The organism is Marinobacterium rhizophilum (assembly GCF_024397915.1).
Taxonomy (GTDB): domain Bacteria; phylum Pseudomonadota; class Gammaproteobacteria; order Pseudomonadales; family Balneatricaceae; genus Marinobacterium_A; species Marinobacterium_A rhizophilum_A.
On record NZ_CP073347.1, the window covers coordinates 1748278 to 1772441 of the forward strand.

The following is a 24164-nucleotide window of genomic DNA, read 5'->3' on the forward strand; positions in this document are numbered from 1 at the left end:
CGGGTAGAATTGCGGCTTTGTTACCGGCAGGCAGAAATCAGGCACGTGATCAATCGCACCGCTTTAGACTACCGCGAAGACAGCAGTCCGCTGTTCGAGGCCATACGCGACCTCGGCAGCCCCGTCTGGCTGGACAGCGGCCGACCGCTCAGCCCCTACGGCCGCTTCGATATTCTCGCCGCCGCACCGGACTTTCTGGTGCGTTACAATCGCGGTACCCTGGAGCGGGTTCGCGATGGCGTCAGCCAAGCCCTGCCCGGCTCTCCCTTTGATGCCCTGAGACACCTGCTGGCCGAATACCCGGCGCCCGAATCCCAGGACGACCTTCCCTTTTGCGGCGGCCTTATAGGCCACCTGGGGTATGACCTTGGGCGAGCACTGGAAGCACTTCCCGCCCTGGCGGGCGATGACATTGCCTTTCCGGAAATGCGCATGGGCTTCTACAGCTGGGCCATCGTTGTGGACCACCAGCGCGAGTGTGCCGAACTGATCGCCCACCCGAGCTGTAAACCCCGGCAGCTAGACACCGTGCTGCAGCGCCTGCGCAACACCACCGGGCCCACATCCGCCCGTGAATTCAAACTGCGCGCGCACTTTAATAACGACCTTGCACCCGAAACCTACAACCGCGCGCTGGCACGCATTGATGCCTACATAAAGGCCGGCGACTGCTACCAGGTCAACTTTACCCAGCGCTTCAGTTCCCATTTTGACGGCGACCCCTGGCAGGCCTATCAGATGTTGCGCCGGGCCGCTCCCACACCCTACTCGGCGTATCTGGAAAGCGAAGATGGTGCCGTGCTGTCACTGTCACCCGAACAGTTCTTGTGCACCGACCAGCACCAGGTCACCACCAAACCGATCAAGGGCACACGAGCCCGGGGCAACGACAGGGACACCGATGCGCAACTGAAACAGGAATTGCGCGAGTCCACCAAGGACAGGGCCGAGAATCTGATGATTGTGGACCTGATGCGCAATGACCTGGGCAAGGTCTGCGCACTGGGAACAGTCAAGGTACCGCGGCTGTTTGCGGTCGAGAGCTATGCCAATGTGCACCACCTGGTCACCACGGTGACCGGCACCCTGGCCGACCAGCAGCAGCCGCTTGATCTGCTGGAGCATTGCTTTCCCGGTGGTTCGATCACCGGCGCGCCGAAAATTCGCGCCATGGAAATCATCGACGAACTGGAACCGCAGCGACGCAACATCTACTGCGGCTCCATCGGCTATATCAGCCTGTGCGGACGCATGGACACCAGCATCACCATCCGCACCCTGCTGTGCGAGCAGGATCGGATCTACTGCTGGGCCGGTGGCGGAATCGTCGCCGATTCAGTGACCGAACAGGAGTATGCGGAGACCTACAGCAAGGTCAACAACCTGCTGAAAACTCTCGAAGCGACCCGGCCTGTCGATTAAGGCACGCGCAACCGCTTCAGGTGATGGCCGCCTCGACAGCGGCCACAGCCCCCTATCCACTCAAGCATCGACTTCCCCGTTACAGTCGTTGTCCAGCCCATCGTTTCGCCGCCGCCCCTTCTCGTTGAAGCCAGGGTAGACGTCAGCATTGCTATCGTCGCAATCACCGTCCTCGACACAGACGCCGTCACCATCGGCGTCGGTGCAGGTACCACCGGGATCCGGTACACCATCAGTGGTCCCGCTGCTTTTGCCTCTTCGCTTGACCTCAACCGGCAAACTGATCACATCGGTATTCGCCAGCATATCAGTGACGGTTAACTCAACCGTATATACACCGGGCGCTGCGTAACTGTGGGTCGGACTTGTGTCGGCTGAATCTCCCCCATCACCAAATTCCCATGCAAAAGCGAGGGCTCCGGTTCCGGAAGACAGATTACTGAAATCACATTGCAGCCTGTTACAGGCATAACTGAAGCCAGCCATAGGGCCCTCCGCCGGCGGTGGCGGTGGCTCGGACACCGCAGTCAGTGCGCCGTAAAGATTCAAGCGGCCATGTTGCGACCAGGCCAGCATGTTTTGCCCCAGGGCTCCGGTAGTATCCGCGCCGCCTTCGAGCATGGTGCGCACAACCTGGTTGCAGCCGGCTCCTTGGGCATCACTGCAAAGCTGCGGATCGCCTAACTGGGTTTCGAACAGGTAACCCCAGACCAGAGCGGCAGCGCCCGCCACATGAGGGCTGGCCATTGAAGTACCTGAAAACCAGTCGAGACAGGCATCATTATCGGGATCAAAAAAGAGTCCGAGTATTTCAGCATAGAAAATGCAGAGATCGTTCTGGATCGTGGAAATGATATTATCGCCGGGCGCCAGCAACGAAACCCAGTTATTGCCAAAGGTAGAGAACGACGCCCGATCATCGTAGCGGTCCGTGGCACCGACAGCTATCACCTCCGGGTAGGCGGCCGGATAAACCAGAGCAGTGTCGTTCCCGTTGCCGGCGGCGGCAACCAGTACCGCGCCTTTTGACCAGGCATAGGCTACAGCGCTCGCCTCTGCCGGATTGGCGCCACCGATTCCGGCCGGCTCCCCATCGGCATCGACCAGATCACTGGCATAACTCATGTTGATGACGTGGTAGCCCTGGTCCGCAGCATAGGTGATCGCTGCAGCTGACGCCGACACGGGACAAACGCCGACAATGACGTAGTAATCAATACCGGGAAACGGATAATAAGCATATTCGAAACAGGCTTTCAGGCTCCCGACTGAACTGTGCCAGCCAACGCCGGCAATACCTATATCGTTATCGGTTTGCGCTGCGGCAATCCCGGCCACGTGGCTACCATGCCCAACCACATCCAGCACCGTGGGGCTGTACTGCTCGACAAAACTCACCTGCTCGCTGCACTTGCCCGTCGCAGTGTCGAACTCAATACTCCCCTGAGGGTTTGTCGCTACGTCCCGGCAATCAACACCGGTATCAAGAATAGCGATTTTGACCGCAGGGTTTCCCTGATAAAGATCCCAGGCTTCGGGAGCGTCAATGTCCGCATCCGGCGACCCCGTGACGGGCACGGCCCCAATAAGCGGATCCGGATAGGTGTGAACCTGCCCGGTATTGTTGAGCGCCCACTGCTCGGCAAAGTAGTCGTTTATGGCGCCACCAGGCGGGTCCTGCCCTTCGTTCGGAATTGTCAGGATTCTGTAGGCGTCGGCCTGAGCAAAGAGCACGTTCGGATTGCGCTGATAAAGCGCGACCCGGTCCAGCACGGTACCCGCCGGCACCTGAAGTACATGCACATCCAGCCCGGGAATGGTGCGCAGATGACGGTCACGCCCCTCGCGGGCCAGTGACGCCATCTCGGCTGCCGCGCTACCGGGCTTGAACCTGACCAGTATCCGGTCGGGGGCAAATGTGGGGGGCGGCGAGGAATGAACCCGCGCGGGGTCATGGGAAGGCAGCGCCAGGACCTGGCCTGCCTGAGTTAAAAACATTAGAAGAGCAACTGAAAGGGCTATCAAATGGGGCATGGCGCTGACCTCCGCCCTGCCACCGGCACACGCCTGTGCAACCGGCTTGCTCCACCTCCGTGCGGGAGTCAGACAGAGCTGTTTTCGCTGCCACCGGCAAATCGCCGTGACCGAAACCAACCCCCTGCAGCGAACTACCCCTTCCCTGACTTCCAGGCACCGCAAGGAATTCCGTGGTGGAGTACAGCACGTACCTCCGACCAGCCTGGAGCGAACATGAAACGGCAAGGAGCCTGCAACGCGCCAGAACCGGCCCCGTAAAGTCTAGCGCACCGACCCTGCAAGCCACGAACAGGCAACCGGCAAATAATTCATGTGCGACAGCAGATACAGGCTACAGTTTCAGGTTCCGCTCACTCGCCTTGAGAAACTCGCGCTTGAGGTCCGCAAAGGTCTGCACCGCCGGAAACTGCCCAAACTCGGCGATAACATTGGCGGGCGCATGAAACAGGACACCGGCCTCGGCCTGGGCCAGCATGGTGGTATCGTTGTAGGAGTCCCCGGCGGCGATCACCCGGTAGTTGAGCAGCTGAAACGCCCGCACGGACTGCCGCTTGGGGTCTCGCTGGCGCAACCGGTAGCCGGTGATCCGCCCAGCTTCGTCGGTCTCCAGCCTGTGACACAGCAGCGTCGGATAGCCCAGCTGCTGCATCAGGGGAGCGGCAAATTCATAGAAGGTATCGGACAGGATCACCACCTGGAAACGCTCGCGCAGCCAGTCGATGAACTCCCGCGCACCCTCCAGCGGCTTGAGCCGACTGATGGTCTGCTGGATTTGCGGCAATGTGAAGCCATGCTCATCGAGGATACGCAGGCGCTGACGCATCAGCACATCGTAATCAGGGATATCCCGGGTGGTGGCTTTGAGGGCATCGATGCCCGTTTCTTCTGCGAATGCGATCCAGATTTCCGGGACCAGTACACCTTCCAGATCAAGACAGGCCAGCTCCACATCAGTCTCCTTAGCGTAATTGACGGGCAACAACATCGCCCGTCAATCTACCCTCTGCCCCGCAGGCACGCAAGCCGGCGACCCGCAGCGACACAGAAGCTGGACTACATCTCCGGCAGCACCTGCCCGGCAAAGATGGCGTCGATCTCGGCGCGGCTTGAGCACGCCTGCACCTGGCGCACCACGTCTTCAGTCAGGTGGGGCGCGAACTTCTGAATGAAGTAGTACATGTAGCCGCGCAGAAAGGTCCCCTTGCGAAAGCCGATGCGCGTAGTGGATGCCTCGAACAGGTGACTGGCATCCAGCGCCACCAGGTCGCTGTCGATATCCGGCTCGTAAGCCATGGTGGCGATAATGCCAACGCCCAGCTTGAGCCGCACATAGGTCTTGATGACATCGGAGTCGACGGCGGTGAAAATCACCTTGGGCGTCAAGCCTTCCCGCACGAAGGCATCATCGAGCTTGGAGCGCCCGGTAAAACCGAACACGTAAGTCACCAGTGGATACTCCGACAGCTCCTTGAGCGTCAGCCTGGACACCTGGCACAGGGGGTGATCCTTGGGCACCACCACCGAACGGTTCCAGCGGTAACAGGGCATCATGATCAGATCACTGAAGTGGGACATGGCCTCGGTGGCAATGGCGAAGTCCACGGTGCCATCGGCGGCCATTTCGGAAATCTGCATCGGCGTCCCCTGATGCATGTGCAGCGAAACGTCGGGATAACTCTTGATGAACTGGGTAATGGACCAGGGCAGCGCGTAGCGCGCCTGGGTATGGGTGGTGGCAACAGCCAGACTGCCCTTGCGCTCATCGCTGAACTCCTGGGCCACCTGCTTGATGCTTTCCACTTTTTGCAGAATCTCGCCGGCGACCGCCAGTATGGCTTCACCGGCGGTGGTCACACGCGTCAGGTGCTTGCCGCTGCGCGCAAAGACTTCCACGCCCAGCTCATCTTCCAGCAGACGAATCTGCTTGCTGATCCCTGGCTGGGAGGTATACAGACTTTGCGCGGTCGCCGACACATTGAGGTCGTGCTTGGCGACCTCACAGATATAACGCAATTGCTGAAGTTTCATTGGCCGGCCTGACCTCGCATCCTGGCTGTTAACGTATCACCACTCATACCTAAAAAGGCAGAGACTTATAACAGTATAGAATAAGATGGACAGGGCCCCAACCACCGATCTACAGCCTGGCAGTGGCTCGCTTGAGCTCTTCGTCCTGGGTAATCAGGCGCTTTTCCTGGGCAACGACCTTGGCATTCACCCGCAACAACTCTTCTTCCCGGGCCTGCACCTGCGCTCGCAGCGCATTTTCCCGCCGCGCCGCTTCACTGGAAGCACTGGCGCCGCGCTGCACCTGCTGCTTCAGGTCAGCTTCAAGCTCCTTGACCCTGTCATCCAGGCGCTTGCTGCGATTCGCCTCGGACAGCAGGTTTGCGTTCACCTTGGACAACTCGCGCTGCTGAGTGGCGATTTCCTGCTGTGCCGCCTTAAGCTCGTCCTCGAGACTGCGAATGCTGGCCTGCAGCGTATCTATGCGACTGTCCTTCTTGGCCTGCATGGCCTGCAGGTCACTGATCTCCCGCGCCAGCACCGATTCCTTCTTGCCAAACTCGTCGCGCAGCTTTTCCTGCAGCGAGCGGTAATGCTTAACGTCCGCCTCGCTCTTGGCCAGCGCCTCCAGGTTGTGGCGCTGTTCATCCTTGATACGCATGTCAAAGCCGCGCTTGGCATCCTCATAGGTCTTGTGCAGGTGCTCCAGCTCCTGCTCAAGGTGCAGGCGTTGAGCCTCTTCCTTGGCAAAGCGCGCCGCCTCGGAGGTCAGGCTGTTCTTCAGATGAGCGGATTCCGCCTCTGCCGCCTTGCTGGCACTGACCGCCTTCTCGAGCTTCAGAACCTGCTCGCGATAGCGCGCCTCCAGCTCCTGGTAGTGATCGTGGGACTGCTTGAGCGCATCTTCCGACACCCGGCGCTCGGCTTCGGCACCGTACTCCGCATGACGCTTGACCAGTGTCACCGCCGAGGATGCCTCCTGCACCGCCTGCTGCCAGACGCGGGAAAACGCCGCTGCCAGGCTGTCCGGCACTTCCGGAATCGGCGTAACCGCCGCATCGAGCCCTACCCGCTCGGACAGGGTCTGCCACCACAGCGCCAGACAGGCTTCTATCTGTGCCGTTTCTGCATCCAGCTGTCGCTCAATCAGTGCTGCCGTGGGTGACTGACCACTGAGCAGCAACTGATCGGCTGTATGGAATACCTGTTGTTTCAACTCATCGTTACTCATCTGATCCTTCCTGGATGTCCACACCCTGGGTATCGGTTTCTTCCAGCCGCGCCAGGCCTTCAAGCAGTTGCGGCTCAAGCGGCGCCTCTACTCGCAGGCGCTCGCCATTGGGCAGCGTCAAACGCAGCTGCGCGGCATGGAGGAACAACCGGCGTATACCCAGTGTTTTCATCTCACGATTAAGCTCATCTACACCATACTTCTCGTCACCGATAATCGGGTGACCGGCAAACTGGGCATGCACCCTGATCTGGTGCGTGCGCCCCGTGACCGGCTGCGCTTCGACCAGCGTGGCCGTCACACCGAAGCGACGCAGAACCCGGAACAGCGTGATGGACGGCTTGCCCTCGGGTTGCACCCGGACGATACGCTCGCCGGACTTGAGTTCGTTCTTGTTCAGCGGTGCATCAATCTGGTGGGTGCGTGTCGACCAGCGCCCAACCACAAGCGCCTGGTAGATTTTGGTGATACGGCCCTTCTGACGCAAGCCCTCATGCAAAAACTTGAGCATTGAACGCTTCTTGGCCACCATGATGCAGCCGGAGGTATCGCGATCCAGCCGGTGCACCAGCTCCAGAAAACGCTGTTCCGGACGGATCTGGCGCAGCGCCTCGATCAGCCCCAGGCTTACGCCGCTGCCACCGTGAACCGCCAGCCCCGACGGCTTGTTGATAATGATCAGCTCCTTGTCTTCATAAAGGATCGCCGCCTCCAGCACATCGGCCAGGCCCTGCTTCACCGGTGCATCTTCACGGGGGGCTGACACACGGATCGGCGGAATTCTGACCAGGTCACCGGACTGCACCCGGTAATCCGGCTTGACCCTTTTTTTGTTCACACGCAGCTCGCCCTTGCGAACGATGCGATAGATCAGGCTTTTGGGGACACCCTTGAGTGCCGTACGCAGGAAGTTGTCGATCCGCTGGCCGTCCTGATCTTCCGTCACTTCAACAAACTGGACACTGACCGGCGCGGCCACAATATTTTTTGACATATTAATAGGATAGAGCGCTCTGATTGATGCCTGTAGGGATAGCTGATATATTCTACCGCTGCCGTGTGCGGTTGGCTCTTAGAGAATGAAAATTTATCGAACCGCCTGACCCTCCCCAAGTAATTTCTGGCGATGCGGCGGGCGCAGAAGCCCGGGCGCCGGCAAAAATACCATTTCGACAACAGTTTTCGGGAATGCACTCCAGCCATCGGTCCTCTGCGGTCCGGTTGCAGGTGAAGATGTACACCAGCCCAGAACCTGCCCCAAACGGCAGCAACAAGCACAGAACTTAGAACTATATTGGCTGGCGTTTCCTCCACCGACGATACGAGTCTACACATTGCCAGGCGGCGCCATCAGCCCCCGGCCGCGTCACACTGACCGCGTCACAAGACAGGACCGTACCAATGCATACGGTTAAACAGCTCGACCAGTGGCCAGACGTGCAGTCCCCTATTTAAAGAATGCTAACTACATGAAAAGAATGCTAATTAACGCAACTCAGCCAGAAGAGTTGCGGGTCGCCCTCGTTGACGGGCAGCGGCTGTACGATCTGGATATCGAGTCATCCAACCGCGAACAGAAAAAGGCCAACATCTACAAGGGCAAGATCACCCGCGTGGAGCCGAGCCTGGAAGCGGCCTTTGTCGACTACGGCGCCGACCGTCACGGCTTCCTGCCGATGAAGGAAATTTCCCGCGACTACTTCAGCAAGCAGCCCGAAAAGGGCGGCCGTCCGAACATCAAGGATGTGCTGAAGGAAGGTACCGAAGTCATTGTTCAGGTTGAAAAGGAAGAGCGTGGCAACAAGGGCGCGGCCCTGACCACCTTTATCAGCCTGGCCGGTCGCTACCTGGTGCTGATGCCCAACAACCCCCGTGCCGGCGGTATTTCCCGCCGCATCGAAGGGGACGAGCGCAGCCAGCTGAAAGAAGCCCTGGCCGGCGTCGATGTGCCTGACAAGATGGGCATCATCATCCGCACCGCAGGTGTGGGCCGCAGCTCGGAAGAACTGCAGTGGGACCTGAACTACCTGGCCACCCTGTGGGAAGCCATCACCGAAGCCGGCACCAAACGCAACGCCCCCTTCCTGGTCTACCAGGAAAGCAACGTCGTTATCCGTGCGATCCGTGACTACCTGCGCAACGACATCGGCGAAGTCCTGATCGACAGCGACAAGGTGTTCGAGGAAGCCCGCCAGTTCATCCGTCACGTGATGCCAAGCTTCGAGAACAAGATCAAGCTCTACAAGGAACAGACGCCGCTGTTCAACCGCTACCAGATCGAATCCCAGATCGAGACGGCCTTCGAGCGCGAAGTCACCCTGCCCTCCGGCGGCTCGATCGTGATCGACCCCACCGAGGCTCTGGTATCCATCGACATCAACTCGGCCCGCGCCACCCGCGGCGGCGATATCGAAGAAACCGCGCTCAACACCAACCTGGAAGCGGCGGAAGAAATCGCCCGCCAGCTGCGCCTGCGCGATATCGGTGGCCTGGTGGTGATCGACTTCATCGACATGACCCCGATCAAGAACCAGCGTGCCGTCGAAGACCGCCTGGCCGACGCCCTGAAGCTGGACCGTGCCCGCGTACAGATGGGACGCATCTCCCGTTTCGGCCTGCTGGAAATGTCCCGCCAGCGCCTGCGTCCATCACTGGCCGAATCCCGCGGCACCGTGTGCCCGCGCTGCAACGGTCAGGGTTCCATTCGCGATACCGAATCCCTGGCCCTGTCGATCCTGCGCCTGATCGAGGAAGAGTCCTCCAAGGACCGCACCTCCCAGATCCGCGCCATTCTGCCGGTCACGGCGGCGACCTACCTGCTGAACGAAAAGCGTCACGAAGTTCACGAAATCGAACTGCGTCACCGCGTGCGCATCGTCATCGTGCCGAATCCAAACATGGAAACGCCGCACTACGAAGTCGTGCGCCTGCGTGATGACCACACCGTGGCCACCACCAACGACGCCAGCTACAACCTGCAGCCGCCTCCCAAGCAGGAAGAGTTTACCGCCACTGCCGCCAAGGCCGTGAAGCGCGAAGAGGCCGCCGTACAGGGTATAGCCCCGGCATCACCGGCACCGGCCGCCGCGCCAGAGCCCGCACCGGCACCTGCGCCCGCCGCTGCACCTGCACCTGCGCCTGCTCGCACCGAACGTGCACCGGCGACGGCCAAAAAGGCTGAAGCCGCCGCGCCCGTATCGCTGGGCAGCAAGCTGGCCGGGTTCTTCAAGGGATTGTTTGGCGACACGGCCAAACCGGAACCCGAACCGACGCCGCTGCCCGAGATTCGTCAGGGCCGTGCACCCAGTCAGAACCGTGAAGAGCAACGCAGCCGCCCGACGCAGGAACGCAGCAGCAGCAAACCCAAGCGCCGTCGTGACAGCCGCGACAATGACCGTCGTCGCCGCTCGCAGCAGGACTCCGACGAGATCATCACCATTACGCCGCAGCAGGCCGACAGTGCTCCGGCACCCAGCGCTGACGAACAGGGCAGCTCCGGCAAGCCGCGTCGCCGTCGTCGCAGCCGCAAGAACGACAGTGACGAGTCCCGCACTGATCGCTCTGCCCGCAACGCCGATGCCAATGCAGACAGCAATGAAGAGCCGCGCACCGCGCCGGCAGCAGACGTCGGCAAGGATACGCCGGACAGCAGCCCGCGTGACGCGGATGACAACGCCAAGGCCAAGCCTGCGGCGGAAAAACGCGAAGCGCGGGACAGCAGCGATGACAGCGAAACCCGCGGTCGTCGTCGTGGCCGTCGCCGTCGCGGTTCTGACCGGGTTGCTGAACGCACCTCGACAGACGCCGATGCCACCACGGTTGCCGCTGCGGCTCAGACTGCGAGCCCGCAGGACAGTGCAAAACCGGTTGAAGCGCAGGCCAGCGCTGAGGTGACAGCCAAGGACACAAGCACCAAGCCGGTGGCTGCGTCCGATGCGCAAACAGCCACACAAGGCGCCGACGCCGTCGTCGAAACCCAAGCTGCGGCTTCGACCGAGACTCCAGTCTCAGGTGAATCCGCCGAGACCCTGGCAGAGACGGCACCCCAGGACAAGGCCGATGTTGCGACAGCAACGGATGCCGTCGCCCAAGCGTCAGCCCAGACCGAAGTGACGCCAGTACCGGCCACCGAGGTCGCGTCTGCAGAAGCTACTACGACAGAAGCCGATGCCACACCGGCAGAAGCAGAAACAAAAGCGGAAGCGGAAGCGGAAGCGGAAGCGGAAACGACGGTACAGAAAGACGCCGCCGAGCCCGTTGCAGCACAAACCGTTGAGACAGTTGAGACCGCCGAGGCTAAAGCCCAGGCAGAACCTCAGCCCGATACCACTGACGCTGTGGCAAGCGAGCCCGAGGTTACAGAACCCAAGGCAGCAGCAGCCGACGTGGCAGGCGTTGCAACGGCACCCGCTGATGACACCCAGGCTGAGCCCGCAAGCGCCGAGTCCGACGCCAGGGCAGACAGCAGCGATCGGGTAGCCGCTACGGCATCCGCTGAGCCTGTGACCGAGCCGGACGCCCAGGCCGCGCCCAGCGACGCAGTGGCCGATGCAGCCCAGGCAAGCGAGGCTGCGGCAGAAGCCGATGCCCTGCCTGCCGAAGCCGCCGAAGCCGCCGCGGAGCCGCAAGCCGAAGCCGAAGCCGAAGCCGAAGCCGAAGCCGAAGCCGCCAAGGCTGCAGCAGATGCCGTCGCTGTTGCAACAGGCGCCGCACAGGCACAGGCTGAGGAGAAGGCACCTGAAGCCGCGCCCGAAGTGGCACAGCAACCGGCGCCACGCCGTCGCCGTCGCTCCGGCCGTGCTCCCAACGATCCTCGGGAGAAGCGTCGCAGCCAGCAGAAGGCGCAGGACGCGAAAGCGGAAAACCAGCACTCTTAAAACCTGAGTGCTGAACGCAAAAAGCCGGCATTCATGCCGGCTTTTTATTGCGTACTGTTACTGCCTCAGCGTGCGGTCAAGCATCAGGCAGGACCAAGCTTTTGCCCTGCTGCGTGCCAGGCGTCAGGCCGGATACAGACGCGGCTCCATCTCCAGGGTTACGCCAAAGCGCGCCTCAACCGACACGACAATCTCCTGCGCCAGACACATCAGCTCTGCGGCCGTGCCATCCCCCAGACGCACGGTCAAGCATCAGGCAGGACCAAGCTTTTACCGGCCCTGCTACATGCCAGGCGTCAGGCCGGATACAGACGCGGCTCCATCTCCAGGGTTACGCCAAAGCGCGCCTCAACCGACACGACAATCTCCTGCGCCAGACACATCAGCTCTGCAGCCGTGCCATCCCCCAGACGCACTGTCAAGCATCAGGCAGGACCAAGCTTTTGCCCTGCTAGATGCCAGGCGTCAGGCCGGATACAGACGCGGCTCCATCTCCAGGGTTACGCCAAAGCGCGCCTCAACCGACACGACAATCTCCTGCGCCAGACACATCAGCTCTGCGGCCGTGCCGTCCCCCAGATTGACCAGCACCAGCGCCTGGCGCTTATACACCCCCACCGCGCCCCGCGTCTCGCCCTTGAAGCCACACTGGTCAATCAGCCAGCCCGCCGCCAGCTTGCAACCCTCTCCCGCCGGAAAAGCCACCAGCGCCGGATACCGCTGCAACAGCTGCTGGTAGTGCGCCTGCGAAACCAGCGGGTTCTTGAAGAAGCTGCCGGCATTGCCGACCTCCGCCGGGTCCGGCAACTTGCTGCGACGTATAGCACAGACCACATCGAACACATCGACCGGTTGCGGATTATCCAGGCCTCGCACCTGCAACTCATCCACCAGCGCCTGGTAGCGCAGCACCGGCCGGGGCCGTTGCGACAACCGCAAACAGACCTCAAGAATGATGTAGCGCCCGGGCGCGCCGGATTTGAAGTAGCTGTCGCGATAGCCAAAACGGCAGGCCTCGCGATCAAAGCCACAGACCTCGCCCGTTTCGGTATCCAGCGCCTGCAGGGACTCGAAGGCCTGCTCCAGCTCCACACCGTAGGCGCCGATATTCTGCATGGGCGCGGCACCGACGGTTCCCGGAATCAGCGCCAGGTTTTCCAGCCCGTAGTAACCCTGCTCAAGCATCCATTCCAGGCTCTGGTGCCAGACCTCACCGGCCCCCAGAGTCACCCGTACCTCGTCGTTGCCCACCGGCTCTGCCCCGCGTCCGCCGATGGCCATCTGGATCACCAGGCCCGGTATCTGCTCTCGCAGCACCAGGTTGCTGCCACCGCCCAACACCAGCACGGGCCAGCCATTGGCCCGGGCCAGTGCCACCGCCTCGCGCAACTGCGCCTGCGATTCTACACGCACGAAGTTCTCCGCCCGGGCGGCAAAACCAAAGCTGTTGTATCGGCCAAGGTCCACCCCCTGCGCCAGTACACCTGCCACCGCACTCATCGCCAGTCACCAGAACGCAGGCGTTCCACCAGGCCATCGGCCGCGGCCTCCACCAGGTCCAGCACCTGCTCGAACCCGTATGCGCCACCGTAGTAGGGATCAGGCACCTCATCGACAGCCAGGTCCTGTGCAAAATCCAGAAACAGCCGTACGGAGGCGCGCGCATCCAGCGGGGCCATCTCGCGCAGGTCGGCCAGGTTCTGGGCATCCATGGCGAGTATCAGGTCAAAAGTATTGAAGTCCGCCGCAACCACCTGGCGCGCGCGCAAATGTGCAAGCGCAACACCCCGGCGTGCCGCCGCCGCTGTCGCCCGCGCATCCGGCCCTTTGCCCTGGTGGTAGGCCGCCGTGCCCGCCGAATCCACCGTCACCCAGTGCAATCCCGCCGCCTGCAGGCGATGTTCAAGCACCCCGTGGGCAGTAGGAGAGCGGCAAATATTGCCCAGACAGACCAGTAAAACACGTACAGATTCGTTGCGACTCATAAGCTCGACAGACCCGGGGAGCGCCGGCGGCGCCTCAGTGACAAAGCGGACCATTATAAAGGAAAGCAGCGCCATTGCAGACAGTGCGAACCCGCCACCCAGGGCCACCCTCATGACGAAAGATGAACCCTGAAAACGCTACCCGGAGGTAGCGGGACAGTTGCCACCTCACCTCAGCCGCATCGGACGCTATAGCGAAGGCGCACAGCTGGTTGCAGTCTATGGCTGCAACATCATCGGCTACGATAACAGCACGCCGCGAGGCAGGCGCTCACGGCAGCCGAAACCGTACAACAGACCCCGCATGAGCACGGGGTACAAGCCAGATTTTCACAGCGGCGCCAGCCCCTCAGGCCAGCTGCGCCAGCAAAGCCCTGGCCGCCCGGAGCTCATCGAAGTCGGCGTTAACCGGGAAGCAATCGCAAATATCGACCAGTACCTGCCGGGCTTCGTCGAAACGTTGCTGCCTGTGCAGGCAACGACTCAGGGGACAGGCGGCTCGCAATTCCAGCAGTCGCGCGCCCTGACCTCTCGCAATCCTGGCAGCGCGCCGCAAGTTCGCTTCGATGACCCGGGCCTGGCCGGCATACCGGGCCGGGGTTGACGCCAGCCGCGTCAGCACATCGGCCTTCAGGCAAAACAGTTGCGCATCAAACACCGGCTCCTGCTGCCGGGAAACCGCAACCTCCGCCTGCGCCAGTACTCTTTGTGCCTGCTCGAAGTCGCCCTTGATAGCAAGCGCCTCCGCCAGCAAAGTCTGGAAATGGGCGTCATACAGCCTGGCTTCTGTCGCCCGAAATGCGGCGATACCGGCACGAATCAGCTCAATCCCCGTGTCAGGCGCGGCCTGCCGGGCCCTGGCCCAGCCACACAGCACCATGCCATAGCCGGACCAGAGCATGAACCCCTGTTCGCGCGCCAGCTCGATCGAGGCCTGCGCACAGGCCTGGGCCTGAGGCGCATCGCGGCGCAGGCGGTGCCACTCGGCCGCAAAGCAAAGGGCGGCCACCCGGCTGAACGGCTGAGCCAGCTTGTGTGCCAGCGCCAGCGCCTGGTCCATCCAGCGCTGGGCCAGCTTTCCCTCACCCATAAGCTGCAATACCAGGGCGAGCTGGTAACGGCTGGACACGCCTGGATCGAGCCCATAGTGCGTCGCGTGAAAGCTGTGACGTTCAGGCGCGTATAGCGCAATGGCCTTTTCCACGTGGCACCTGACATCGCTGAAGCGACCAAGAAAGAAGAACACCGACCCCATAGCACAATGCGCTTCAAGCTGAAGATCATGGTCCTGCAGCTGCTCGGCAAGCTGCAGCAACTGCTCCCCCAGCGCCTGTGCCATCCTGTGCTCGGCCCGAACCAGGTAGTGGATTCTCAAACCGGCAAGAATAAAAAACAGGTCGGTGCTACGGCCGACCTGGCGCTGCAAGGCAAGCGCGCGCCTATAGGTTTGTCCGACCTCGGAGGCGGCAAAGCCGCGAACCGCCATCAGGCTGGGGCCGAGGGCAAGCTGCAGGTCCAGCTCCGTGCTGTCCCGCTCGGCGCCCTGTGGCAATTGCTGCAGCAATTGCAGTGCCTGCTGGCAATGCTGGACCGCTTCGCTGTTGGCGGAGCGCTGCGCCGCCTGCCGTGCGGCCCGCTGCAGGTATTCCAGCGCCTTGGGCAGGTTCAGGCTGAGCCGATAGTGGTAGGCAAGCGTGCTGCAGTGGTCGTCCAGATGCCCCTCGAACAGGGTCTCGATCGCCTGTGCGGTACGCTCATGCAAGCCCTTGCGCTGATGTGTCAGCAGGGTGCCGTACGCGACTTCCTGGGTCAGCGCGTGCTTGAAGCTGTATTCCACTTGCGCCAAAGCCGGCCGGGCGTACAGGTATTCGCCATTCTGCAGGCGCGCCAGCTGCCGATGCAGCTCATCCGCAGGCGAGTCCGCTACCTGGAGCACCAGGCTCCAGGTGAAGGTCTTGCCAATCACCGCCAGTATCTGTAGCAGTGCTTTATCGGCCGGCGCCAAACGGTCGATACGTGCGCTCAGTACCCCCTGCACCGTCGCCGGAATACGCAAGCCTGCAGGTGCCTGTTCGAGTCGGTAGTGACTGCGCGTACCACGCAGCACCTTCTCCTCAACAAACCCCTGCACCACCTCTTCGAGGAAGAAGGGGTTGCCTTCGGTCTGCGCCATGATGCGCGATTTGAGCGCGGTCAGGGATGCATCATCACCCAGCAAGGTGTCCAGCAGCTGCGTGGCCTCGGCCTCGCGCAGCGGCTCCAGCCGCAACAGGGTGCAGTACCGGCTCGCTCTCCAGCCGGGTTGATACTCGGGACGAAAGTTGACCAGTAACAGTATTCTCGCGCCGGATACAGCGCCCACCAGACCCTCGAGGAAGGCCAGGGTTTCAGTGTCCAGCCACTGCAGGTCTTCGAACACCATGACCAGCGGCTGCCTCGAAGCCTCATGGACAAACAGTCGCTGCAGCGCCTCCAGTGTGCGCTGACGCCTGACCAGCGGGTCCATCTGCTGCACCGCAGGCGCCGCTTCGACAATGCCAAGCAGGTGCAGCAGATAGGGCAGATGCTGGTCCAGCGCGAGTTCCAGCCCGAGGATCCAGCCGATCAACTTGTCGCGGCGCTGACGCTCGTCATCCTGAGGTGCTATCTGGAGCTGGCTGTTCAGCAGTTCAATCAGCGGCAAGTAGGCAAATGCCTTGCCGTGGGACACCGAAAAGGTTTCCAGAACCCGGCAGCCTGGCGGGCAATGGCGCTTGAATTCGTAAAACAGGCGGGACTTGCCCACCCCCGGTTCTCCTGCCAGGGCCACGACCTGGCCCTGACCTGCCAGAGCCCGTTGCAGTGCCTGGTGAAGCCGTTCGAGTTCCATCTGGCGACCGAAAAAATGGGTCAGGCCGCGACTGGCCGCCACCTGCAATCTGGTTCGCAGGGCGCCAGCCCCCAGAACCTCGAAGATCCCGACGGGCTCCCGCATCCCCCGTACCGCGATATCGCCCAGCACATCAGGGCTGTTCACGGACCGGAAGGTGAAGTAGCGCCTTGCCGGCAACAGGGCCGGACACAAGGCGCCACCAGGGCCCCGATCAGTCGCAGGGAAGCAGTAGCTCGTGGCCAACCACCTGGTCGATGAGGTCGTAGGTGATGCTGTATTTCCTGCCCCGGTACTTGACGACCGCGTACTGCGGGCACATCTTCATGATGGTACATTCGATAATATTGCTGCCATCGGTAATGCGAACAATATTGTAGTTGTGCAACAAGATCCCCATGCTCCGCCCCGCTGTTTGGAAAGCGACATTGATAGCCCGCAAGGTACATCAGGGCAACTCTCCCGGGGAGGGCTGCCCGCCAGCCCCTAGTGGAATCGCGTGACGCGGTACGGTGCCGGGTCGATCGGTGGCGGCGTACCCTGCATAAGGCTGACCACCAGCTCGGCACTGATCGCGGCCTGGGTCAGGCCCAGGTGCTGATTGCCAAAGGCAAACAGCAGCCGCTCATGCTGCGGATGACGATCAATCACCGGCAGCGAATCGGGCAGCGTTGGCCGGTGCCCCATCCATTCACGTACCTCGACAGCCGGGTCGCTCAGCCCTGGCAGCAACGCCTGGCTGTGGCGACGCAGGCTGGCATAGCGGCGCCGCACAGGCTTGAGCTTCAAGCCGCCGAGTTCAGTAAAACCCACCGCCCGCAGCCCCGAGTCCAGCGGGCTCATGACAAAACGGCGCTCCGCCGACCCGATCGGCCGTCGCAGGCAGGTGCTGGCGGCAGCAAAACTCAGGTGGTAACCCCGCTCCGCTTGCAACGGCACCCTGACCCCCACGCCCTGAAGCAGGCGCTTGCCCCAGGCGCCCGTACAGACAATCGCCCGATCGAAATCCAGGCAGCCCGCACCGGTTTCCAGCACCACGCCATGACTTTCAGGCCGCAAGGCGGCAACCTCCTGTTGCAGGAAAGATCCACCGCGCGCCTGAAAGGCGGCAAACAGCAGCTGGCACAATCGATAGGGTTCACGTACCTGGCAGGCCTCGGGGAAATAGAGCGCATGGTTAACCCGACCCGCCAGCGCCGGCTCCAGCTCAGCCAGTCGAGCGCCCTGCACCAGCTCGGTAGGCATGCCATAGCGCTGCAGCGACTCGGCATGCCGGCGGGCATCCTCGAGCCCACTCGCGGACTCCCACACCAGCAGGTAGCCACTGCGACAGAGCTGCCCGCCGGCGCCAATATCATCCAGACAACGCTGCCAGGCTGGCACGGCGCCAAGGTTCAGTGCCAGCAGTCCCTGGCGCGAGCGCGCGACCTGCGCTGGCCGTGCCGCGACGACAAAGCGTACCAGCCAGGGCATGATGCGGTGCAGGTAGCCCAGCGGCAGTGCCAGGGGCCCGTCGGGATTGAGCCACATCGACAGTGCCGAACGCAGGGTTTTTGCGCTCGACAGCGGTTCGACCAACTCGGTGGCCAGGTAACCCGCGTTGCCAAAGGAGGCACCCGTGCCGGGCTCCTCCCGGTCAATCAGGGTGACCCTGAAACCCTGGCGCTGGGCTTGTAGCGCGGTACAGAGCCCGACGACGCCGGCACCGACGACCGCCAGGGTATCGTTGCGGTTTCCCGGTTCAACGTTAGCGTTGCGCGGCTGCATCAGGCACTTCCCTTCGCCATATTCACGCCACCCTTGCCAGCCGCCGGTTCAATGCCGACAAGCATCTCGTTCTTGTCGGCGCGGCGCGAGAACCAGCCGGTCTGCGCATAGAGGATACCGATGGCCGGTGACAGCCAGCAGGCGAATGCCAGAGGCGCATAGAGCAGATTACTGTAGTCACCGCCAACCACCGTCAGCCCCAGCGCGCCGATCACGAAGGCGCCACCGGCATTCCATGGAATCAGCGGCGACACCAGGGTTCCGCCCTCTTCTATCGCACGGGACAGGTTCAGCCGGCTGTAACCCAGCCTGTTGTACTCGGGTCCATACATGCGACCCGGCAGTGCTATCGACAGGTAAACGTCGCCGGAAACGATGTTGGTCGCCACCGAGGTCAAAATCGCATTGGTCTGCAGCCCGCGAAAGCCACCGATGCGCTGCATGATGCCACTGACCACCGACTCCAGACAGCGGGTACGTTCCAGTGCTCCGCCGAATGCCAGGGCAAACATCATCAGGGTCACCACCCAGGTCATGGATGTGACACCCCCGCGATTCAGCAGGCTATCCAGAGCCTGGGACTCCGTGCTGATCGTGAAACCGCTATGGGCAAAGGTCAGCAGGTCGTTCAGGCCATAGCCGTAGTTGATCGCGGCCACCAGCGCGCCAATGACAAAGCCCGTAAACAGGGCCGGTATCGGAGACACCTTGAAAAACGCCATGCCGATGACCACCAGAAGCGGAATCAGCGGCACAAAGCCAAGATCAAAGTGTTCGCTCAATCCGGCCCGGTACAACCCTATCTGCTCCAGCTGGGATGCATCGACACTGGCCTGGCCGCCCACCAGCAGGTACACCAGAAATGCGATCACCATTGCAGGGATGGTGGTCGGCATCATGTTGCGAATGTGATCGAAGACATTGGTTTCGGTCACCGCTGCTGCCAGGTTGGTGGTATCCGACAGCGGCGAGATCTTGTCGCCGAAAAAGGCGCCGGAAACCACCGCGCCTGCGGTCCAGTACAGCGGGATGCCAAAAGCCGTCCCTATGCCCACCAGCGCCAGGCCAATGGTGCCCACGGTGGTCCAGCTCGAACCGATCGACAGCGAGACCACCGCGCACAGCAGCATCGAGGCGGCCAGGAACCAGGCCGGGTCAATCAGCTCGAGTCCGTAGTAAATAAGCAGCGGCACAGTCCCGCTCGCGATCCAGGTACTGACCAGCATGCCGACCACGATCAGGGTCGCGATCGAGGGCATCGCCACATGCAGCACATGAAAGGCGCCGGCCTCAATATCCTGCCAGCGGTATCCCTGAGCCCAGCCCACGAGGCCGGTAATGGCGAAGCCGATGGCCAGCGCAATGTGGGGCGTAAAGTCGTCATAGTAGAAAATCTGCAATCCCAGCAGAGCAATCGTCAGCACGATGGGAATCAGCGCGACCCAGAGGCTGGGCATCTCGATTGCTTGCCTGGGGGGAGGTATTTGCTGTGTCATATCCGGAACTCCGCGAGGTGAAAGATCGGGGTCTTTCCCTCTTTGTTATTGTCGGTCGTCACGCCTGGGCGTTGGCATGCTGCCTGCTGCATCCCTATCGTCACGAACCTGTGACCGCTTGCTGGGCCTGCCCCCTGCACACAGGGCGCCTTTGTCCTGGGCATAAAAAAGAGCCTTCCCCGCAGGAAAGGCCCAAGACGCATCAGTCGTCAGCTCAGGTTCCGGTAGGCCAGGATGGCCGCCGCGAGATCTTCGCGCGAGTCGCCCACGGACTTGAACAGGGTGATGGCACCTGCCGGATTCTCCAGGGCGGAGCGCCCCGGATGCCGGCCGCGGCACAGGTCGGCAAACTCCGCGAGGATAGTCTCAGGCGTAATGGCACCGTCACGGATCGGAATAATCAGATCGCCGGTTTCGCACAGAGCCCCGGCCCGGGTATCGACAAAGACCGCACATCGCTGCATGGCGCGGTTGTCCGTTTCACGCATCGTCGGCGTAAAACTGCCAACCAGATCCAGGTGCGTACCGGGCTTCAGCCAATCCCCCAGAATCACGGGGTCTGTGGCCAGGGTTGCGCAACTGATGATGTCCGCCGTGCCAGCGGCCTGCTGCAACTCTTCGGTCGCACAGACCCGGGCATCGATATCGGCGGCCCTCAGTTCGGCCACCAGCGCCTGCGAAGCCGCGGGATTGCGGTCCCAGACACGGACGCGGCAAATCGGGCGCACGCTCATGTGGGCCGGAATCAAACGCCGCCCCATGCGCCCGGCACCGACCATCAGCAGCTCCCGGCTGTCTTCGCGGGACAGGAAACGGGATGCCAGCGCCGAGGCCGCCGCGGTACGGCGGGCTGTGACTTCATTACCCTCAAGCTGCACCAGCGGACTGCCGGTGCGTCCGCAGCTGAGCAGGTAATGACTGCTCAGACCCGGCTGAAAACGGGCGCTGTTGCCGGGAAACACATTCACCTGCTTGACGCCCAGGTACTCTCCCGGAATCCAGGCCGGCATCAGCAGCAGCGTGGCCTGCGGCTCGCCCGGCACCTCGACGCCGTGGTGATGACGTACCGGCGCACAGACATCATCGCGGGCAAAAATATCACTCAGCGCATCGATCATGAGATCCCAGGGCAGCGCTTCACAGACCTGCTCGGCGTTCAGTTGCATAACGGCTTCTCCCGTTGTTATTCTGTGCCGTCATGGTAACGAATTTGACATCATTACCCTTGACCGAGGCTCTGGGGTTCCATACCCAGACTATGAAACTGCCCTTTCCCCACCGGGTGCGGACCCTGAATCCATGAACAACAGCCAGGCACGTCGCAACCTGATCGCTCGCCAGAGCGGCGAGCACAGTCATGATTACGCCCAGGTACTGATTGGCTGGCGCGGCCGAATGGATTGCCGCTTTGCCGATACCGCCGGGCGTCTTGCCAGCGGTACCGCGGCCCTGGTACCGGCATCCGCCGGTCATCTGTACGAGGGGCTGAGCGACAGCAGCGAGCTGCTGGTGATTGACGTGTCCCTGGCAGATCCTTACATTGCGTCCCTCGAAGCGGCCTGTGATCTGCAGTTCAGCGAGACCCTGTTCCAGCGGCCGGACATCATTCCGCTGAATGCCAGCACCCTGCCCTTGCTGGACTTCGCGGCCTCCCAGCTGGAGCGCGGCCCTGATCAGAGCAACGCCCTGGTCAGCTGCCAGCTGGTATCGCTTTTCATGACACAGCTGTGCCAGCTTTACCTGAGCGACAGCGTCCCGGTCCCGGCCCGGACGCGCCTCGACGTAGCGCAGCTGAACCGTTATATCGACAGCCAGCTTGCCCAGGCCCCCAGCAATGCTGCGCTGGCGAGCTCAATGAACCTGAGCGAAAGCCATTTTCATTACCTGTTCCAGCGCCAGTTCGGCACCACCCCACAACAGTACCTGATGCACCGGCGGCTGCAGCACGCCCGCTATCTGCTGCTCAACAGCCGAATGCCACTGGCCACCCTGGCGCTCGAAGTCGGCTTCGCCGATGCCTCCAGCTTTTCGCGCGCCTACAAAAAACGTTTCAACGAGACGCCGGGCCAGGCCCGGCGTGCATTGCAGGATACAAACTGACCCATCCGGCATTGGCCTTTACAGACCGACACTTCATGCAATGCGCAGGGTGCAATGCGCGTTACCGCCCCCAGGCCCCACCAGCCTCCTGAGGAACGGGCGCTCACGGCATTGAAGTACCACTTTCTGTACCGTTTGCTACCCAAGGTCCGGGGATTTCGCTCAGGGCGCCGGGAGCCAGGGCAGGCAAAATCCCGCATCTATTGATTTAACAGGATTGTTTTAGGAAGTGTGGAGCTGATGGGATGGTGTTCTGGAGCGGGTAGCGGGAATCGAACCCGCCTCGCAAGCTTGGGAAGCTCGAGTAATAACCACTATACGATACCCGCCTCAGCAGCCAATTTAGCGCTGCGCGGCAATGCGCGCAAGGGCGGCGCCTGACAGGCCAGGCGCACAGTCACGGCGAGCCCGGTTACAGGTCGCCTATGCCGGTTCCTCGAACGGCAGGGGCGCCGTGCCATCGCGGCGTACTTCAAACACGTTCAGGGTCATGGCAACCAGGGCGTAATAGCCGAAGATTCCCACCAGCTCGACCAGCGCAGGCTCACCAAACTCGGCGACGGCGCGAAGATAAAGCGCATCGTCGATACGCCTTGTTTGATACAGAGTACAGCCGATTTGATACACCAGCTGCTCGTCAGCGCGCTCGAACTCAGGTGTGGTGCCCAGGCACAGTGCATCAATTACGGGATCGGCGATTCCGGCCTGGCGCGCGATCGGTTCGTGGATCTGCCATTCGGCCTGGGACTGCCACCAGGCCGCCGTCACCAGGATCGCCAGCTCCGACAGGCGCAGCGGCATGGAGGTATGGTAGCGACAGTAAGCCCCCAGTGCCTGGGCATGGTCCGCCAGCCCGGGGCTGTGAATCCAGGCCAGAAAGGGACCATCCAGGTTACCTCTTGGCCCGCTGAGAATGGCATCCAGCACACGCTGCTGTTCGGGGCTCATCTGCGAGGCTGCCAATTCGCTCAAACGTGATTTCATGCGCGCTTGCCTTTTACGGTTTTCAGGGCCGCCGCAATGGCACGGTCCAGCTTGTCGACCAGCTCATCCAGATGTGCTTCTTCAAGAATAAAGGGCGGCGCCAGCAGAATATGATCACCCTGGCGACCGTCGATGGTGCCCCCCATGGGGTAACACATCAGCCCCTGCTCCATCGCGGCACGCTTGATCAGTGCATTGAGCTTGAGCGACGGATCAAAAGGCGCCTTGGTGTCAGGGTCCAGCACCAGCTCCAGCCCCTGAAACAGGCCGCGGCCGCGCAGGTCGCCAATATGGGAATGCTCGCCAAAACGCTCCTGTAGGCGCGCCCGCAGGGCCGTACCCAGCACCTTCACCCGGGACAGCAGCTGGCGGGACTCGATAGTCTGCTGTACCGCCAGAGCCGCAGCACAGGCCGTCGCGTGGCCGATATAGGTGTGCCCATGCTGAAAGAAACCACTGCCCTGTGCTATCGCATCGTAGATTTTGCCACTGACCAGGGTTGCTCCAATGGGCTGATAACCCGCGCCCAGCCCCTTGGCGATGGTCGTGATGTCGGGGCTGACACCGTCCTCTTCGATTGCAAAGAGTGTTCCGGTACGCCCCATGCCGCACATGACTTCATCCAGGATCAGCAGCACGCCGTAGCGGTCGCACACCTCGCGAATTTTGCGGAAATAGCCCGCCACCGGCGGCACGGCTCCCAGCGTTGCCCCCACAACGGGCTCCGCCACGAAGGCCATGACCTCGTCCGCACCCAGGCGCAGAATCTCATCCTCCAGTTCCCGTGCCAGGCGCGTCGTGAAGGCATCATCCGATTCCTGGGCACCCTGTTCTCGGTAAGCGTAACAGGGCGTCAAATGGCTGACCTGGGTCAGCAGCGGCTCAAACTGGGCCCGGCGCCAGGCGTTCCCACCGGTAGCCAGCGCCCCCAGCGTATTGCCGTGGTAGCTCTGGCGCCGGGCGATAAGATGCCTGCGCTGAGGCTGCCCAGTCTCGGTGAAGTATTGCCGCGCCAGCTTCAGCGCCGCCTCTACCGCCTCCGAGCCGCCAGATACAAAGTAAACATACTCGAGCCCTGCCGGCGCCCGCTCGACAAGAAAATCCGCCAGCTGCTCCATCGGCTCGGTGGTGAAGAAGGACGTATGGGCGTAAGCCAGGCTCGCCACCTGCTTCTGGATGGCCTCTACCACCTCGGTGGCGCTGTGACCCAGACAGGAGACGGCCGCCCCACCGCTGGCATCAAGATAACGGCGTCCGTCAGCCGCAATGATGTAGGGACCATCACCGGCGACAGCAACCGGATAGAACTGGTGGATATTGCGGTGAAAGACACGACTCATGGCGGTGCACTCAATGATGGCAACAAAACGCAAATATATTTGCTTTTAA

Annotated in this window: 19 protein-coding genes and 1 tRNA gene; 3 read left to right on the forward strand and 17 right to left on the reverse strand. The window is 61.9% G+C overall.

What is annotated here, in order from left to right; all coding sequences use genetic code 11:
* Positions 1-45 precede the first annotated feature (45 nt).
* Positions 46-1422: an aminodeoxychorismate synthase component I gene (gene pabB, locus KDW95_RS07840; protein ID WP_255855729.1), complete on the forward strand. Its 1377-nt coding sequence runs from the start codon at positions 46-48 to the stop codon at positions 1420-1422.
* Between the two features lie 60 nt (positions 1423-1482).
* On the opposite strand, the gene KDW95_RS07845 is transcribed toward pabB, so the two are convergent.
* From KDW95_RS07845 to rluC, 5 genes are all read right to left on the reverse strand, one after another.
* Positions 1483-3456: a S8 family serine peptidase gene (locus KDW95_RS07845; protein WP_255855730.1), complete on the reverse strand. Its 1974-nt coding sequence runs from the start codon at positions 3454-3456 to the stop codon at positions 1483-1485.
* A 334-nt stretch (positions 3457-3790) separates the two neighbouring features.
* Positions 3791-4408 (reverse strand): bifunctional phosphoserine phosphatase/homoserine phosphotransferase ThrH, encoded by a 618-nt coding sequence (gene thrH / locus KDW95_RS07850; RefSeq protein WP_255855731.1) that lies wholly within the window; start codon positions 4406-4408, stop codon positions 3791-3793.
* A gap of 104 nt (positions 4409-4512) precedes the next feature.
* Entirely contained in the window at positions 4513-5487 is a 975-nt protein-coding gene (cysB, locus tag KDW95_RS07855) for an HTH-type transcriptional regulator CysB (RefSeq protein ID WP_255855732.1), read from the reverse strand.
* Positions 5488-5596: 109 nt separating this feature from the next.
* Entirely contained in the window at positions 5597-6697 is a 1101-nt protein-coding gene (locus KDW95_RS07860; protein ID WP_255855733.1) for a DNA-binding protein, read from the reverse strand.
* Positions 6690-7691 (reverse strand): 23S rRNA pseudouridine(955/2504/2580) synthase RluC, encoded by a 1002-nt coding sequence (gene rluC / locus KDW95_RS07865; protein ID WP_255855734.1) that lies wholly within the window; start codon positions 7689-7691, stop codon positions 6690-6692. The genes KDW95_RS07860 and rluC overlap by 8 nt, the downstream gene beginning before the upstream one ends.
* A gap of 475 nt (positions 7692-8166) precedes the next feature.
* On the opposite strand from rluC, the gene rne reads away from it, so the two are divergent.
* Positions 8167-11574, forward strand: a complete 3408-nt coding sequence (gene rne / locus KDW95_RS07870) for a ribonuclease E (protein WP_255855735.1) — start codon at positions 8167-8169, stop codon at positions 11572-11574.
* 123 nt (positions 11575-11697) lie between these two features.
* Here the strand turns inward: rne and KDW95_RS07875 are convergent, their stop codons facing one another.
* From KDW95_RS07875 to KDW95_RS07915, 9 genes are all read right to left on the reverse strand, one after another.
* Positions 11698-11823, reverse strand: a complete 126-nt coding sequence (locus tag KDW95_RS07875) for a hypothetical protein (protein ID WP_255855736.1) — start codon at positions 11821-11823, stop codon at positions 11698-11700.
* A gap of 47 nt (positions 11824-11870) precedes the next feature.
* A complete protein-coding gene (locus KDW95_RS07880; RefSeq protein ID WP_255855736.1) occupies positions 11871-11996 on the reverse strand; it encodes a hypothetical protein in 126 nt (41 codons plus the stop codon).
* 43 nt (positions 11997-12039) lie between these two features.
* Positions 12040-13074, reverse strand: coding sequence for a UDP-N-acetylmuramate dehydrogenase (murB, locus tag KDW95_RS07885; RefSeq protein WP_255855737.1), 1035 nt, complete (start codon positions 13072-13074; stop codon positions 12040-12042).
* Positions 13071-13559: a low molecular weight protein-tyrosine-phosphatase gene (locus tag KDW95_RS07890; protein ID WP_255855738.1), complete on the reverse strand. Its 489-nt coding sequence runs from the start codon at positions 13557-13559 to the stop codon at positions 13071-13073. The genes murB and KDW95_RS07890 overlap by 4 nt, the downstream gene beginning before the upstream one ends.
* A gap of 349 nt (positions 13560-13908) precedes the next feature.
* Positions 13909-16623, reverse strand: coding sequence for an AAA family ATPase (locus tag KDW95_RS07895; protein ID WP_255855739.1), 2715 nt, complete (start codon positions 16621-16623; stop codon positions 13909-13911).
* A 19-nt stretch (positions 16624-16642) separates the two neighbouring features.
* On the reverse strand, positions 16643-16828 hold the full coding sequence (locus KDW95_RS07900; protein ID WP_255855740.1) for a hypothetical protein: 186 nt from the start codon (positions 16826-16828) through the stop codon (positions 16643-16645).
* 86 nt (positions 16829-16914) lie between these two features.
* Entirely contained in the window at positions 16915-18195 is a 1281-nt protein-coding gene (locus tag KDW95_RS07905; protein WP_255855741.1) for an NAD(P)/FAD-dependent oxidoreductase, read from the reverse strand.
* On the reverse strand, positions 18195-19691 hold the full coding sequence (gene nhaC, locus KDW95_RS07910) for a Na+/H+ antiporter NhaC (protein ID WP_255855742.1): 1497 nt from the start codon (positions 19689-19691) through the stop codon (positions 18195-18197). Before nhaC ends, KDW95_RS07905 begins: the two co-directional genes overlap by 1 nt.
* A gap of 209 nt (positions 19692-19900) precedes the next feature.
* A complete protein-coding gene (locus KDW95_RS07915) occupies positions 19901-20857 on the reverse strand; it encodes an ornithine cyclodeaminase family protein (protein WP_255855743.1) in 957 nt (318 codons plus the stop codon).
* A 133-nt stretch (positions 20858-20990) separates the two neighbouring features.
* Here KDW95_RS07915 and KDW95_RS07920 point away from each other — a divergent pair, with 133 nt between their 5' ends.
* Positions 20991-21791 (forward strand): helix-turn-helix transcriptional regulator, encoded by an 801-nt coding sequence (locus tag KDW95_RS07920; protein ID WP_255855744.1) that lies wholly within the window; start codon positions 20991-20993, stop codon positions 21789-21791.
* A 254-nt stretch (positions 21792-22045) separates the two neighbouring features.
* Here KDW95_RS07920 and KDW95_RS07925 read toward each other — a convergent pair.
* The 3 genes from KDW95_RS07925 to KDW95_RS07935 all read right to left on the reverse strand — a co-directional run bounded on the left by KDW95_RS07925 (position 22046) and on the right by KDW95_RS07935 (position 24115).
* Positions 22046-22120, reverse strand: a tRNA-Gly gene (locus KDW95_RS07925).
* 94 nt (positions 22121-22214) lie between these two features.
* Positions 22215-22775 carry a carboxymuconolactone decarboxylase family protein gene (locus KDW95_RS07930; protein WP_255855745.1) on the reverse strand — a complete coding sequence of 187 codons (561 nt, stop codon included), beginning with the start codon at positions 22773-22775 and terminating at the stop codon, positions 22215-22217.
* Positions 22772-24115: an aspartate aminotransferase family protein gene (locus tag KDW95_RS07935; RefSeq protein WP_255855746.1), complete on the reverse strand. Its 1344-nt coding sequence runs from the start codon at positions 24113-24115 to the stop codon at positions 22772-22774. The genes KDW95_RS07930 and KDW95_RS07935 overlap by 4 nt, the downstream gene beginning before the upstream one ends.
* Positions 24116-24164 lie beyond the last annotated feature (49 nt).

Bases quoted from the DNA above. Each gene is read 5' to 3' on its own strand.
- KDW95_RS07845 (WP_255855730.1), bottom strand. From the start codon at position 3,456: ATGCCCCATTTGATAGCCCTTTCAGTTGCTCTTCTAATGTTTTTAACT.
- cysB (WP_255855732.1), bottom strand. From the start codon at position 5,487: ATGAAACTTCAGCAATTGCGTTATATCTGTGAGGTCGCCAAGCACGAC.
- KDW95_RS07860 (WP_255855733.1), bottom strand. From the start codon at position 6,697: ATGAGTAACGATGAGTTGAAACAACAGGTATTCCATACAGCCGATCAG.
- rluC (WP_255855734.1), bottom strand. From the start codon at position 7,691: ATGTCAAAAAATATTGTGGCCGCGCCGGTCAGTGTCCAGTTTGTTGAA.
- rne (WP_255855735.1), top strand. From the start codon at position 8,167: ATGAAAAGAATGCTAATTAACGCAACTCAGCCAGAAGAGTTGCGGGTC.
- murB (WP_255855737.1), bottom strand. From the start codon at position 13,074: ATGAGTGCGGTGGCAGGTGTACTGGCGCAGGGGGTGGACCTTGGCCGA.
- KDW95_RS07890 (WP_255855738.1), bottom strand. From the start codon at position 13,559: ATGAGTCGCAACGAATCTGTACGTGTTTTACTGGTCTGTCTGGGCAAT.
- KDW95_RS07900 (WP_255855740.1), bottom strand. From the start codon at position 16,828: ATGGGGATCTTGTTGCACAACTACAATATTGTTCGCATTACCGATGGC.
- KDW95_RS07905 (WP_255855741.1), bottom strand. From the start codon at position 18,195: ATGCAGCCGCGCAACGCTAACGTTGAACCGGGAAACCGCAACGATACC.
- nhaC (WP_255855742.1), bottom strand. From the start codon at position 19,691: ATGACACAGCAAATACCTCCCCCCAGGCAAGCAATCGAGATGCCCAGC.
- KDW95_RS07915 (WP_255855743.1), bottom strand. From the start codon at position 20,857: ATGCAACTGAACGCCGAGCAGGTCTGTGAAGCGCTGCCCTGGGATCTC.
- KDW95_RS07920 (WP_255855744.1), top strand. From the start codon at position 20,991: ATGAACAACAGCCAGGCACGTCGCAACCTGATCGCTCGCCAGAGCGGC.
- KDW95_RS07930 (WP_255855745.1), bottom strand. From the start codon at position 22,775: ATGAAATCACGTTTGAGCGAATTGGCAGCCTCGCAGATGAGCCCCGAA.
- KDW95_RS07935 (WP_255855746.1), bottom strand. From the start codon at position 24,115: ATGAGTCGTGTCTTTCACCGCAATATCCACCAGTTCTATCCGGTTGCT.